General features: G+C 60.0%; 11 protein-coding genes and 1 tRNA gene. 6 read left to right on the top strand and 6 right to left on the bottom strand.

Annotated features, from left to right (window positions below):
* Positions 1–18 precede the first annotated feature (18 nt).
* A tRNA-Met gene (locus DFO46_RS21200) sits at positions 19–95 on the top strand.
* Between the two features lie 162 nt (positions 96–257).
* On the opposite strand, the gene DFO46_RS21205 is transcribed toward DFO46_RS21200, so the two are convergent.
* Both DFO46_RS21205 and DFO46_RS21210 read right to left on the bottom strand, forming a co-directional pair.
* Positions 258–1,447, bottom strand: a protein-coding gene (locus tag DFO46_RS21205) for an IS3 family transposase (protein WP_120278992.1) whose coding sequence is annotated in 2 segments (ribosomal slippage) — positions 258–1,198 and positions 1,198–1,447 — 1,191 coding nt in all. Because the reading frame shifts where the segments join, the coding sequence is not laid out codon by codon here.
* A 126-nt stretch (positions 1,448–1,573) separates the two neighbouring features.
* Positions 1,574–2,473: a LysR family transcriptional regulator gene (locus tag DFO46_RS21210; protein ID WP_110793787.1), complete on the bottom strand. Its 900-nt coding sequence runs from the start codon at positions 2,471–2,473 to the stop codon at positions 1,574–1,576.
* A 100-nt stretch (positions 2,474–2,573) separates the two neighbouring features.
* On the opposite strand from DFO46_RS21210, the gene DFO46_RS21215 reads away from it, so the two are divergent.
* Genes DFO46_RS21215 through DFO46_RS21230 form a run of 4 tightly spaced genes read left to right on the top strand, consistent with a single transcriptional unit; the run spans position 2,574 to position 6,719 of the window.
* The gene (locus DFO46_RS21215; protein ID WP_110793786.1) at positions 2,574–3,677 is read left to right on the top strand and encodes a 4-oxalomesaconate tautomerase; all 1,104 of its coding nucleotides are present in this window, start codon (positions 2,574–2,576) and stop codon (positions 3,675–3,677) included.
* A 31-nt stretch (positions 3,678–3,708) separates the two neighbouring features.
* Complete coding sequence (locus tag DFO46_RS21220; RefSeq protein WP_120278993.1) at positions 3,709–4,689, top strand: tripartite tricarboxylate transporter substrate binding protein; 981 nt, start codon at positions 3,709–3,711, stop codon at positions 4,687–4,689.
* A gap of 1 nt (position 4,690) precedes the next feature.
* Positions 4,691–5,212: a tripartite tricarboxylate transporter TctB family protein gene (locus DFO46_RS21225; RefSeq protein ID WP_110793784.1), complete on the top strand. Its 522-nt coding sequence runs from the start codon at positions 4,691–4,693 to the stop codon at positions 5,210–5,212.
* A 1-nt stretch (position 5,213) separates the two neighbouring features.
* Positions 5,214–6,719, top strand: coding sequence for a tripartite tricarboxylate transporter permease (locus DFO46_RS21230; RefSeq protein WP_120278994.1), 1,506 nt, complete (start codon positions 5,214–5,216; stop codon positions 6,717–6,719).
* A 199-nt stretch (positions 6,720–6,918) separates the two neighbouring features.
* Here DFO46_RS21230 and DFO46_RS21235 read toward each other — a convergent pair whose 3' ends face one another.
* The 3 genes from DFO46_RS21235 to DFO46_RS21245 all read right to left on the bottom strand — a co-directional run bounded on the left by DFO46_RS21235 (position 6,919) and on the right by DFO46_RS21245 (position 12,276).
* Positions 6,919–10,110, bottom strand: a complete 3,192-nt coding sequence (locus tag DFO46_RS21235; RefSeq protein ID WP_120278995.1) for a multidrug efflux RND transporter permease subunit — start codon at positions 10,108–10,110, stop codon at positions 6,919–6,921.
* Positions 10,111–10,234: 124 nt separating this feature from the next.
* Entirely contained in the window at positions 10,235–11,428 is a 1,194-nt protein-coding gene (locus tag DFO46_RS21240; RefSeq protein WP_120278996.1) for an efflux RND transporter periplasmic adaptor subunit, read from the bottom strand.
* 50 nt (positions 11,429–11,478) lie between these two features.
* Complete coding sequence (locus DFO46_RS21245; protein WP_120278997.1) at positions 11,479–12,276, bottom strand: alpha/beta hydrolase; 798 nt, start codon at positions 12,274–12,276, stop codon at positions 11,479–11,481.
* A 137-nt stretch (positions 12,277–12,413) separates the two neighbouring features.
* Between DFO46_RS21245 and DFO46_RS21250 the strand changes: the two genes are divergently transcribed.
* Positions 12,414–13,325 carry a LysR family transcriptional regulator gene (locus tag DFO46_RS21250; protein ID WP_120278998.1) on the top strand — a complete coding sequence of 304 codons (912 nt, stop codon included), beginning with the start codon at positions 12,414–12,416 and terminating at the stop codon, positions 13,323–13,325.
* A 163-nt stretch (positions 13,326–13,488) separates the two neighbouring features.
* Here DFO46_RS21250 and DFO46_RS21255 read toward each other — a convergent pair whose 3' ends face one another.
* Positions 13,489–14,124, bottom strand: coding sequence for a 2,3-bisphosphoglycerate-dependent phosphoglycerate mutase (locus tag DFO46_RS21255; protein WP_120278999.1), 636 nt, complete (start codon positions 14,122–14,124; stop codon positions 13,489–13,491).
* Positions 14,125–14,130 lie beyond the last annotated feature (6 nt).

A 14,130-nucleotide genomic window follows, 5' to 3' on the forward strand; every position in this document is an offset into this window, starting at 1 on the left:
AATGCAAATACCTGGTAACGCGGGGTGGAGCAGCCCGGTAGCTCGTCAGGCTCATAACCTGAAGGCCGCAGGTTCAAATCCTGCCCCCGCAACCAGTTCAAACATAAATCGCTCATCACACCAATATAACAGGCGGTTTTTGCGTTTATGCGGCATGCAAATCGGCGCCACCGCAAGCCGGCCAGTTCATACCACTGCTTGTGTTGACCTGATCCCCTTCAGATTCAGGAAGAGTGCTGATGACCTTGCCCCAAGTTTTATCCAGTTTTGAGTTCGCTCCAGCGGTTTTGTGTTGCTGTATTCGGGGCGGTAGCGGCGGGTTGCGGTGCGGAGCCATTCCGGCTGCGCACCACCGCATCACGTCGCGGGTTGATGGTCTGAGCGAACTCGGCCAGTGTCAGCCAGCCGAGGCCGGAATGTGGTCGATGATCGTTGTAGTCGCTACGCCAGCTTGAGAGCGCTGATCGGGCATGGCTCAGTGACGAGAAGAGCGTCTCGTTCAGGAGTTCATCCCGCAGTCGTCCATTGAAGCTTTCGATGAAGGCGTTCTGGATCGGCTTGCCCGGCGCGATGTAGTGCCATTCCACCTTAGCCTGGTCCGTCCATTGCAGGATCGCGTTGCTGGTGAACTCACTGCCGTTGTCACTGACGATCATCTTAGGCTTGCCACGTTTCTCGATGATCCGATCCAGCTCAAGGGCAACCCGAAGGCCAGAGAGCGATGTATCGGCGACGAGGCCCAGGCATTCCCTGGTACAATCATCGACGATCGTCAGCACGCGGAACCTGCGGCCATCGGTGAGTTGATCCGACACGAAGTCCAGCGACCAGCGATCATGGGCCGTCATCGGGACCAGCATCGGCGCACGTGTGCCGATCGCTCGTTTCCGGCCGCCGCGCTTGCGCACCGTCAGCTTCTCCTCCCGATACAGCCGGAAGAGCTTCTTGTGGTTCACACGGTGCCCTTCGCGCTTGAGCAGCACGTGGATGCGTCGATAACCAAAGCGGCGGCGCTCATGCGCCAATGCTTTCATTCGCTCGCGAAGACGATCATCGTCACTGCGCCTGCTTTCGTAACGAATTGTCATTCGGCAAAAGCCCATGGCTTTACACGCCCGCAGTTCGCTCATCTCATGATGACCCATCAGATGAACGACAGCTTTCCGCCTTGCTGCGGGCGTCACCACTTCTTTCCCAGAAGGTCTTTCAAAGCCGCATTGTCGAGCATCGCGTCCGCCAGGAGCCGCTTCAGCTTCGCGTTCTCGTCTTCCAGCGTCTTCAGCCGCTTGGCTTCGGACACGTGCATGCCGCCGAACTTCGCTTTCCATTTATAGATGCTGGCATCGCTGACGCCGTGCTTGCGGCAAAGCTCCGAGACCGGCGTGCCCGCCTCGTGCTCCTTCAGAATGCCGATGATCTGTTCCTCGGTGAAACGGTTGCGCTTCATTCTCTGGTCCTCTCAATGGCCAGAGCTTACTTCAAAATGGATTACTTTAACGGGGCAAGGTCACCTGTAACCTGATCCATGAAAATTGGAGTGAGAACGGGGCGCAGGTCAAAGTGTCCATTGGCGTCAACAATCCGTCCATTCCTGGATCAGCATCTCGCGAAAACGGATTGCGGCCGGCGATAGGCGGCCGCCACGGCGTTCGACGAGGCCGATCGTGCGGCTAACCAGGGGACCTGTCAGCGGCACCGTGGCAATCACCGGGTGCTCCACCTGCGGTGTGGCGAGCTTCGGCATCACTGATATGCCAAGTCCGGCCTCCACCAGACCAAGAGAAGTCGAGAGATGGTTGACCTCATAGAACCAGTTGAGCTGCACCTGGGCGGTGGTCAGCGCTCGGTCGAGGACGGCTCGATTGCCGCTGGTCTTGCTGACGCCAATCAGCGGATGTCCGGCGAGATCTGCCCAGGTGAGCGATTTCGCAGTGGCGAGTGGGTGGTCGCGGCGGCATGCCAGGACGAACGGGTCTTCGATCAATGGGGTGAAATTCAGATCTGCGCGGGCGGCACCAGTGATGTTGATGCCGAACTCCACCTCGCCGTTCGCCACCGCATCGAGCCCCTCGTTTGCTGACAGATCGAGAATGCGGAACCGAATTCCCGGGAATTTCTCGTTGAAGGATTGCACAACCCTGGGCAGAAAATAAAACGCCGCTGTCGGGACTGATGCGATGGTCACCTGCGCGCGGTGACGTCCGCCAAGATCGCTGATCGAAAGGATGGAATCCTCGAATTCGTCCACAAGGCGGCGCACAAGGGGTAAAAGTTCGCGTCCGACCTGCGTCGGCGCGACATGCCGTGTCGTCCTCTCGATGAGCTGTGTACCCACCGCCTCTTCTAGCCCCTTGATGCGTCTTGAAAGCGCAGGTTGTGATAGATTGAGCTGTCGGGCGGCTTCGTTGAACGAGCCGAGGTCCAGCACGGCGAGAAATGCCTTGAGGTCAAGAAATTCGAAATTATTCCGCATAGTGGAATAATCGCGCAATTCTTTGCATTTCACAACTGATTTGTGACGTGACAACTCTCCTCTCGCGGCTGGCCAAGACCGGCCTGGAGGAAGATACGGAATGAACGATTTGATCAGGATACCCTGCGTAATGATGCGCGGCGGAACGTCGAAGGGCCCCTTTTTTCTGTCCCGCGATCTTCCGGTGGATGCGGTGGAACGCGATCGTCTTCTGCTGGAGATCATGGGCTCTGGCCACCCGTTGCAGATCGACGGGATCGGCGGCGGCAATCCTCTGAGCAGCAAGGTCGCGATCGTGGGTCCGCCGTCCCGTCCGGATGCCGACGTGGATTATCTGTTCGCGCAGGTGAAGGTCCTGGAAATGACCGTCGACACGGCGCCGAACTGCGGCAACATGCTCTCGGCCGTGGCTCCATTCGCGATCGAGGCCGGGCTCGTTTCGGCCGAAATGGGGGAGACCCTTATCCGGGTCCATAATGTCAACACAGGCAAGATCATCGATGCGCGGGTGCGCACGCCAGAGGGCAGGATGGTCTATCAGGGCGAAGCGCAGATCGACGGTGTTCCCGGTACTGCAGCGCCCGTTTACCTCGCTTTCCGCAATGCCATCGGCGCCAAGACGGGCAAGCTCTTGCCGACTGGTAACGCCGTCGACAGCGTGCTGGGTGTCGATGCGACCCTCGTAGACGGCGCGACGCCACTGGTGGTGCTGCGCGCTTCGGATTTTGGTCTTACCGGGTCCGAACCGGCCGCCGTTCTAGATCAAAACAGTGATTTTATGACGAGGCTCGAAAGTATCAGACGTGAAGCGGGCCGCATGATGGGCCTTGGCGATGTGAGCCAGTCCGTCCTGCCAAAGCCGCTCCTGATCGGCGCCCCGCGGGGTGAGGGCGACCTTGCCGTCCGCTACTTCACGCCTGCGAGCTGCCACACGGCACTCGCGACCACAGGCGCGGTCAGCCTCGGACTTGCCGCCACCATCCCGACGAGCCTCGTCGGGCAGCACTTTCCCAACATGACCTTGCCGATATCTCTGGCTTGGGAGCATCCGACTGGCCTTCTGCGCATCCGCATAGAGAAGGCCCAGGGAGACAACAGTCCAACGGTCTCTGTGATGAGAACCAGCCGACGGCTGTTTGAAGGTGCGGCGCTTGTCCGCAAACGCGATCCGATGGGGGTAGACCATCGCGTCGTTTCGAAGTGAATGCCATACTTGACTCGGGAGGAGATCAGAAATGCCTATCACAATCACACGCCGCCTCGTGCTTTCTCTGTGCAGCACGGCCCTTGCACTGTCCGTCGCCAGCCCCGGCCTGGCCCAGGACGCCTATCCATCCAAACCGATCACGCTGGTCGTATCCTATGCCGCCGGCGGCGGGACCGATGCAATCGCACGCGTCTTTGCCGCTCGCCTCGAAAAGGCGCTTGACGGCCGCGTCATCGTCGAGAACCGGCCAGGTGCGGCGGCCAATATCGGCACGGAGGTGACCGCCTCCGCCGACCCGGACGGCTATACGCTCCTCATCGGAAACCAGGGACCGATGGTGGTAAACCCCCACATCTTCAATCTGAAGGCAGATCCGGCAGAAGCGCTCGACCCGATCGCCATGATCGCTGATGCCTCTCTCGTCGTCGTTGTCGGTCCGCGTCTTCCGGTCAATTCGCTCGGCGAACTGATCGAAGCCGCAAAAACCAAGGAACTGGTATACGGTTCCGCCGGAAATGCGTCGGCCAGCCATCTCGGGGCCCTTTTGCTCGGCCAGACGGCCGGCATCAAGGTCAAGCATGTTCCCTATAAGGGTGCGGGCCCGGCCGTGAACGACCTCGTTGGCGGCCACATCGATTTCATGGTCACCACGATCCCCTCCGCCGTCGGCCTCATCGAAAGCGGCACGCTGAAGGCGCTTGCTGTGACCGGCGACAAGCGGTTCGAAACGCTGCCTGATGTTCCGACTGCGATCGAGGCCGGGCTTGCTGGCTATACAGCGTCCGCCTGGTATGGCCTTGTCGGTCCCAAGGGCATGCCGGCGGAGGTCAAGGCAAAGCTCGAAGCGGCAACCGCAGAGACGCTCGGCGATGCCGAGGTACTTGGCAAGCTGAAGAATGACGGCGCTGTCCCATCCAGCATGGGTGCTCAGGCCTTTGCCGATTTTATGGCCAAGGAGCGCACCCGTTGGGGTGAGGTGGTGAAGGCCGCCGGCATCAAGGTCGAATAACATGCAGGACATCTCGACACACACTGACCTGCCAGCCAAAAACGGCTGGCAGGGGCGGGAAAGGATTGCCGGGCTTGTCCTTCTGGCTCTCGGCGGCCTTGGCCTGTGGGGTGGGGCTGACCTGCCCTTCATGACCAGCGATGGCGTCGGATCAGGCCTTATGCCCCGCGTCCTCTCGCTCATGATCGTCGGGCTCGGAATTGTCCAGGTCGCTCTCAGCATCAAGGATCCTGGTCCGTCGACGGGTCACTGGGCAATACGGGAGACCATTCCCGTGGTCCTCGGCGTCATCCTGTTCGCCATCACGATCCGTGGTTATCACCTCGGTCCAGTCGCCATCCCGAGCCTCGGGATGGCGGTGGCCTGCCCGCTGGCGATCATCGCCTCTGGCCTTGCCGCCCGCGATTCCCGCCTTCCCGAGCTGCTCGTTTTCTCCGCCGTGCTGACGGCCTTCTGCATAGGGCTGTTCCGCTATGCGCTCGGCCTTTCGGTTCCCGTTGCGCCCTGGTTGCTAGGATACTGAGATGTTCGACGTTTTTACAAACCTGGGCCTCGGCCTTTCCGTCGCGCTGACGCTCAACAATGTGGCGCTGTGCTTCATCGGGTGTTTGATCGGTACTCTGGTCGGCGTGCTGCCCGGGGTTGGCCCGGTGGCAACGATCGCGATCCTTCTACCGGTGACCCTGTCACTCGATCCGACCGGCTCCCTCATCATGCTCGCCGGTATCTATTACGGTGCGCAATACGGTGGCTCAACGACTGCAATCCTGGTCAACATTCCCGGAGAAGCAACCGCTGTCGTGACCGCGATCGACGGTCACAAGATGGCGCAAAAGGGCCAGGCGGGCCTTGCACTTGGCCTCGCCGCCATCGGTTCCTTCATCGCCGGAACTATTGCCACCATTGTAATTGCCGCTCTCGGCGTCCCGATGACCCGAATGGGACTGCTCTTCGGTCCGGCGGAGTATTTCTCGCTGATGATCATGGGCCTCGTCTTTGCCGTCGTCTTGGCGCGCGGTTCGCTGGTCAAGGCGATTGCGATGATCGTCGTCGGCATCCTTCTGTCGTGTGTCGGGGCAGATATGGAGACGGGGCGCGAGCGCCTGACCTTTGATCTCGACATGCTGCACGACGGCATCGAATTTGTGGTCCTTGCCATGGGGATCTTCGGCTTCGGCGAGATCTTCAAGAACCTGGCAGATCCGGAAACGCGGGATGTCGTGAGGAACCAGATCGGTCGGCTCTGGCCGACACTCGGTGAACTGCGCGAAAATCTCGCCCCCATCATGCGCGGCACGGTCCTTGGCTCCGTGCTGGGCGTTTTGCCGGGCAACGGCGCAATTCTTGGCCCCTTTGCCAGTTATGCCGTCGAGAAGCGTCTTTCCAAGCGGCCGCAGGATTTCGGCCACGGGGCACCGGCCGCAGTCGCCGGTCCGGAAAGCGCCAACAATGCCGGCGCGCAGACCTCCTTCATACCTCTGCTCACCCTCGGCCTGCCGCCCAATGCGGTAATGGCGCTGATGGTCGGTGCGATGATGATCCAGGGCATCGTCCCGGGTCCGCAGGTGATCGAGCGCAATCCGGAACTCTTCTGGGGCCTGGTCGCCTCAATGTGGATCGGCAACCTGATGCTTGTCATCATCAACCTGCCACTCATTGGCCTCTGGGTGAAGCTGTTGCGTGTTCCCTATCGCCTGCTCTTCCCCGCCATCGTCTGCTTCTGCTGCATTGGCCTGTACTCGATCGCAAACGATGCTGCCCAGGTGATGATGGCCGCCTTCTTCGGCTTCATCGGCTATGCACTTTACAAGCTCGACTTTGAAGCCGCGCCGCTTGCACTTGGCTTCGTGCTCGGACGGTTGCTCGAAGAAAAGCTTCGGCAGTCGCTGATCATCTCGGATGGCAATCCGCTGGCCTTTGTCCAGTCGCCACTTTCCGCCACCCTTCTGGCAGTCGGCATGATGGCCTTGATCGTTGCCGTTTCACCTTCCATGAGACGCGGCCGAGAGGACGTCTTCAAGGACGCATGACGAAAATGACCGCAGCGGGCCGAATGGTCCGCTGCGGTCTTCATCGACGTGGTGATGGTGCGACGACAAACGAACGGCTTCGCAACATCTTTACCGTCACAAAAGCAAGAACGAAAAACCATCCGTACCCTGTGCTGTATGCGCCGGCTCTGGTCTTGCCAGTCCTTTGGGGCGCCCCATCAGTCAGTCGTTTCTCAATCTAGAGACGAGCATCAGGCGCTACCGGCTGTAGAGCAGGCATCGCGTCGTGCTGAACAAGTGGGCGGTTGCCCGCCAACCTTCTCAGCACCACGTAGAAAACCGGTGTCATGAAGATGCCGAAGAACGTCACCCCGATCATGCCGGAAAATACGGCCAGGCCCATGGCCGCACGCATCTCCGATCCGGCTCCCGTCGACAGAACGAGCGGAACCACGCCCATGATGAAGGCCATGGATGTCATCAGGATGGGGCGCAGGCGCAGACGACTTGCCTCAATGGCCGCCTGAACCGGGGTTCGTCCCTCGAATTCGAGTTCGCGGGCGAACTCCACGATCAGGATGGCATTTTTCGCCGAGAGCCCGACAAGGACGACAAGACCGATCTGGGTGAAGATGTTGTTGTCGCCGCCTGTCCACCAGACTCCGGCAAGAGCTGCCAACACGCCCATCGGGACAATCATGATGATCGCGATCGGCAGCGTCAGGCTCTCATACTGGGCAGCCAGCACGAGAAAGACGAGCAAGAGCGCGAGCGGAAAGACCACGATGGTCGAATTGCCGGCCAGGATCTGCTGGTAGGTCAGGTCCGTCCATTCGTAAGCGATGCCAGTTGGCAGCGTTTCCGCCGCGATTCGGTCAATCGCGGCCTGGGCCTGGCCGGACGAGAAGCCGGGCGCCGGGCCGCCATTGATATCTGCGGCGAGAAAGCCATTGTAGCGCGTCGTGCGTTCTGGCCCGGTCGTCCCGTCCACCTTGAGCAAGGCGGAAAGCGGGATCATTTCCCCCGTCCGTGAACGAACCTGCAACTGGCCGATATCCTCCGGCTTGGCGCGGAAGACAGAATCGGCCTGGACACGCACGCTGTAGGTCCGACCGAACGAGTTGAAGTCGTTCACATAGAGCGAGCCCAGATAGATCTGCAGCGTCTCGAAGACGTCAGTCACGCTGACGCCCAGTTGCTGTGCCCGAGATCTGTCGAGATCGGCATAGAGCTGCGGCACGTTTACCTGGAAGCTCGAAAACAGCCCCGCGAGTTCCGGTGTCTGATAGGCCTTTCTGAGGAAGGCTTTTGTCGCTTCATCGAGTGCGGCATAACCAAGGCCTGCCCGATCTTCCAGTTGAAGCTTGAAGCCGCCTGTCGACCCCAACCCGTTGACCGGCGGTGGCGGAAACATCGCGATGAAGGCGTCCTGGATCCCGGCGAACTTCTGGTTCAGCTGCATGGCGATCGCGCCGCCGGACAGTTCCGGCGTGGTGCGCTCCTCGAAGTCGTCCAGTACGGCAAACACGATCCCGGAATTCGAACCGATGGTGAAGCCATTGATGGACAGTCCGGGGAAGGCGATGGCATGGGCAACGCCCGGCTGCTCCATGGCGATCGCGCTCATCCGCTTGATGACGGACTCGGTGCGGTCGAGCGTGGCACCGTCAGGCAGCTGTGCAAAGCCGATCAGATATTGTTTGTCCTGCGCCGGCACGAAGCCGCCGGGCACGGCATTGAATACCGCATATGTCGCGCCGACGAGCAGCAGATACACACCGACGACCAGCGACTTGCGCGAGACGAGCCCCCCGACGCTGCGGCCGTAACCGCGCGAGGCGGCACCGAAGAATCGGTTGAAACCTCGGAAGAACCAGCCGAACAGCCCGTCCATCACGCGCGTCAGCCAATCCTTCGGAGCGTCGTGCCCCTTGAGAAGAAGCGCAGCAAGTGCCGGCGACAAGGTCAGTGAATTGATCGCCGAAATCACGGTCGAGATTGCGATGGTCAGTGCAAACTGCCGGTAGAACTGGCCAGAAAGTCCGCTGATGAAGGCGAGTGGCACGAAGACCGCGACCAGGACCAGGGCAATGGCGATAATAGGGCCCGACACCTCGCGCATGGCCTGGTAGGTCGCCTCACGGGGACTGAGCCCCTTCTCGATGTTGCGCTCGACGTTTTCGACAACGACAATCGCGTCATCGACCACGATGCCGATTGCGAGCACCAGACCAAAGAGGGTGAGCGCATTGATGGAAAAGCCAAAGGCATACATCACTGCGAAGGTCCCGATGATCGACACAGGCACGGCGAGCAGCGGGATGATCGAAGCGCGCCATGTCTGCAGGAAGACGATGACGACGAGTACGACCAGCGCGATGGCCTCAAGCAGGGTGTCTACAACCTTTTCGATCGACGCACGGACGAACTTGGTCGTGTCATAGACGATCTCGTATTTGACGCCTTCCGGCATGGCCAGCTGCAATTGGTCCATCGTGGCATGGACATTGTCGGCGATCTCGATTGCGTTGGATCCAGGCGCCTGCAGCACGGCCACAGCGACGGCCGGTTGACCATCGAGCAGCGAGCGCAGCGTGTAGTCCGCCGCCCCCATTTCGATACGGGCAACATCCCGAAGACGGGTGATTTCGCCCTGTGTCCCGGTCTTCACAATGATATTGCCGAATTCCTCAGGCGTCCGAAGCCGCCCCTGCGCATTGACATTGAGCTGCAGGCTGACATCGCCAGGCGTCGGAGACGCACCGATAATCCCGGCGGCGGCCTGCACGTTCTGTTCCCGGATGGCATTGGTGATGTCGCTGGCGGCAAGCCCATGTTGAGCCGCTTTCTGTGGATCGATCCACACCCGCATGGCATAATCGCCGGCGCCAAACACCTGCACCTGACCCACGCCTTCGATGCGGGTCAGCCGGTCCTTGATGTTGAGCGTCGCGTAGTTGCGTAGATAGGTCACGTCATAGCGGTCGGTGGTCGAGACCAGGTTCACCACCATGATGAAGTCCGGCGAACTCTTGACGGTGGTCACCCCGATCGCCCGCACTTCCGCAGGCAGGCGTGGCTCGGCCTGGGATACGCGGTTTTGGACCAGTTGCTGTGCCTTGTCCGGATCCGTGCCAAGCTTGAAGGTCACGGTCAGCGTCAGAACGCCGTCAGACGTCGCCTGGCTGTTCATGTAGAGCATGTCCTCGACACCGTTGATCTGCTCCTCAAGCGGCGTCGCCACTGTTTCGGAGATGACCACCGGGTTCGCGCCGGGATAGACGGCACGCACGACGATCGAAGGCGGCACGACCTCCGGATATTCGGAGATCGGCAAGGCGCGCATGCCGATCAAGCCTGCGACGACGATCAGGATCGACAGCACACCGGCAAACACCGGGCGGTCGACGAAAAAGCGGGAAATATTCATGTCAGCACCCTCTCCGGGATGAAAAACAGGACAGACGGACTCATCCGGCGGGCGGGTGCGCACCGAGACGGTTCTTTGATGAAGGGGAGGCGCGGTGTGCCGTGGCACGCCGCGTCGGGATCATTTATTTGGCGATGGCAACATCGTCCGTTTTCTGCGGATCGACCAACGCGCCGGGGGCGATGCGCTGCAGGCCATTGACGACCACGCGTTCGCCGGCTTCCAGACCGCTTTCGACGATGCGTCCACCCTCGGAGATGCTCCCGACCACGATGGGTCGATAGGCCACCTTGTTGTCATCGCCGACGACGAAGACGAATTTCTTGTCCTGGTCGGTGCCGATGGCACGCTCGCTGACAAGGATCTTGTTCGCAGCACGAGGCTGCCCCAGACGCACACGAACGAATTGGCCAGGCATCAGCCGCCCCCCCGGATTGTCGAACACCGCGCGCACGGCAACCGTACCGCTGGCGAGTTCCACCTCGTTCGAGATCAGTTGAAGTGTGCCTTTGATCGGTGTGCCCTGATCAGTAAGCGTTCCCATTTCGACTGGTATCTGTTCGATCGGCGGCAGTGCATCTCCGGAGCTCGGCAATTCTGCCAGTGCCTTGGCAACCGTCTCTTCACTGACACTGAACGCTGCATAGATCGGATCGACTGATACCAGGGTCGTCAGCGCAGGGGATGTCGAACCGGCGGCGACGAGGTTGCCCACCGTCATCTCCACCTTTCCAACTCGACCGGAGACCGGTGCACGGACATTGGTGTAGTCCAGCTCAAGCTGAGCGGCCCGCAACGCAGCTTCGGCGGTCGTCACCGCAGCCTGGGCTTCCGCCAGCGCGTTGCTGCGCTGGTCAAACTCGCTCTTTGAAATGCTGTTGCCGGCCGACAGCTTCCGCCCTCGCTCGAATTCCGTCGACGTGAGCTGAAGTCTGGCCTGTGCCGACGCGCGTTGGCCCTGTGCTCGGGTCACGGCTGCCTTGAAGGGTTCCGCATCGATCGTGAACAAAAGATCACCCGCCTTGACCAGTGCGCCCTCGCGAAAATGGACGCCCTGAATTGCACCCGCAACGCGAGAGCGGATCTGCACACGTTCGATCGCTTCCAGCCGGCCGGAAAACTCCTCCCAGGAGCGGATCTCGCGATTTTCCAGCACGGCGACTGTGACCGGAATCGCGGAAGGTGGGGTCGCCACTGTATCCGTTTCGGCCGCTGCGAACGTGCCCGGCAGTTGATAAACGAGCGCTGCGACAGAAATGGACGCAGCAAGTCCCAGGCCGGTGCCCATAAGGGCCCAGCGCTTCCATGTCGATGTCATGGTTATACTCCTTGATGCCCGATCAAAGGGCTAGTGATGTGTTCCCAAAATCATTGAACGCGCAAGTCTCGGATGAAATCCGAGAAATAGCGGCAAATGCTGTCCTCGTAGGATGGTGCTTGGTCCACCGCCCCACCATAGATCGAAGGCCAACCTGTTCCGGCGGCAAGGAGATGGCTGCGAACCATCACGCCCGACCGCTGTAGGCAATCCGCATAGGCCAGCGCTTCGTCGGCGAGAGGATCGTCTTTCGCCGACACGATGAGTGCAGGAGCCATTCCCGACAGGCGCGAGCATAGCCGAGGCGCGGCATACGGGTGGCACACGCCGCCGCTCAGATAGTGGTTCCACCCCTCAGACCAGCGCTGCCGCATACCGATCCCATCGGCCATCTGAAAAGACGCTGTCCCCATAAAGGGATCCAGAAGCGGAGAGAACAGCACCTGTCCATCCAGTTCCTCGGCAAAGTGATCGCGTGCCTTCAGCGCGACGCCGGCCGCGACACTCCCTCCCGATTCCTCACCACCAACGAAGAGCTGCGATTTTCTGTCGCCAAGCCCTGCACGCTTCTTGGCTAGGTAGGAGAAGATCGAAAATCCAACTTCGAGTGGATGGGGAAAGACGCCGCCCAATGGCCCGTTGTAGTCAGGGACGACAACAATGGCACCTGTTTGGGCAATGCATCTTGCAACGGGGCATTCCTGCGGACCCGACTGCCGAAATGCACCACCATGAAAGTAGAGAACGACGGGCGGCCCCTTGGCGTAATCTGCACCTTGGTAGACACGCGCCGAAACGGGGCCGATGGCCACCTTTTCGAGCATCATATCTTTTGTTTCGACCGTCATCTCGCCACCTGATTCTCCCGAACCATCGAGAGACACAGAAATCTCTATCATTGATCGACAGTTGATGAGAAGTATGACAATGTGAGCTTCACTGTCCAGAAATTCGAACAATAATCAATTTTTACCACGAGGTATACATGGATCAGTTATCAGCCATGCGTGCGTTCGTGAGAGTGGTGGAGACGGGCAGCTTCACGCGCGCCTCCACAGCAATGGGTACACCGAAAGCCACGGTCAGCAACCTCATTCAGAATCTCGAAGCACATCTTCAGACAAAACTGCTGAACAGGACCACACGCCGTGTGATGGTCACAACAGACGGCGCCCTCTACTACGAGAGAGCGGTTCAGATCGTTGCAGAAATCGACGAACTGGACGGCAGTCTGTCGCGTTCGCGCACCAATCCCGCCGGTCGTCTTCGTGTCGAGATGGCAGGCGCATTTGCGGATCTCCTTGTCATCCCGGCCCTGGCGCAGTTTCACACCCAGTACCCCGACATCCAGATCGATCTGGGCGTCGGGGACCGCACCGTGGACTACCTAGCGGAGAACGTCGATTGCGCCTTGCGGGCCGGGGTGCTTCGCGACCAGTCACTGATTGCCCGCAAAGTTGGCGAGATGGCCCTGATCGCTTGTGCGGCCCCTCGTTATCTTGAAGACTTCGGCATGCCCACTCATCCAAGGGAACTCGCCGACCGGCATCACTGCGTTAACTACTTCCTTGCAACGACCAACCGGACGATCCCATTCGATTTCATACGCGAGGGGGAGCGGATTGAGGTTAACACCCGCTACATTGTCTCGGTCAACGACGCCCGTACCTATCTCGCCGCAGCGTTATCTGGACTCGGCGTTGCTCCACTTGCCCACTTCATGGCGATGGATGCTTTGAAACAGGGGCAGCTGGTCAGGGTCCTGCCTGAATGGCACATAGAACCGATACCCCTCTATATTGTCTATCCGCCGAACAGGCATCTCAGCAACAAGGTCCGAATCTTTGTCGATTGGATGGTTCAGCTTCTCGCAAGATCGCAACTGAAGCTCGACTGAGATGCTACCGCATGTCCGTTGGAGCCCTGATTTCCTGAGCAACATAAAGCGATAGCATGCAAAAATGGCCGGGAGAGGATTACCTCGGCCCGGCCACAGTTTAGCTGACTAAGTAGCTGTCAGAAAAGGCGCATGGCCTGTTGCCCAGGCGCAAGCAATTAACTCAATGGGCGGCAGACATGTCGCCCAGCACTTCCTTCGAAGCCACGGTCGAGTCCGCGTTCAACTTGTAGACCATCGGCACCCCGGTCGCGAGGTTGACGCCGAGGATCTGCTCCTTGGTCAGCTTGTCGAGCACCATCACCAGCGAGCGCAGCGAATTGCCGTGCGCGGCGACAAGCACCTTTTCGCCACGCAGCACGCGTGGCAGGATTTCGGTCAGGTAATAGGGCCAGACGCGCGCACCGGTGTCGCGCAGGCTTTCGCCACCCGGCGGCGGGATGTCATAGGAACGGCGCCAGATATGCACCTGTTCTTCGCCCCACTTGGCCCGGGCATCGTCCTTGTTCAGGCCGGAAAGATCACCATAGTCGCGCTCATTCAGCGCCTGGTCCTTGATCGTCTCAAGACCGGTCTGGCCGACGTTTTCCAGAATGATGTTGCAGGTTTTCTGCGCACGCGTGAGGACCGACGTGAAGGCCACGTCGAACTTCATGCCGTAGTCGGCGAGCGCCCTGCCGCCGGCATTGGCTTCCTGCACACCGAGCTCGGTGAGATCCGGATCACGCCAGCCGGTAAACAGGTTTTTCAGGTTCCAGTCGCTCTGGCCATGGCGCACGAGCACGAGGGTACCGGTCATCGACAA

Source organism: Rhizobium sp. AG855, assembly GCF_003610655.1.
Classification (GTDB): domain Bacteria; phylum Pseudomonadota; class Alphaproteobacteria; order Rhizobiales; family Rhizobiaceae; genus Allorhizobium; species Allorhizobium wuzhouense.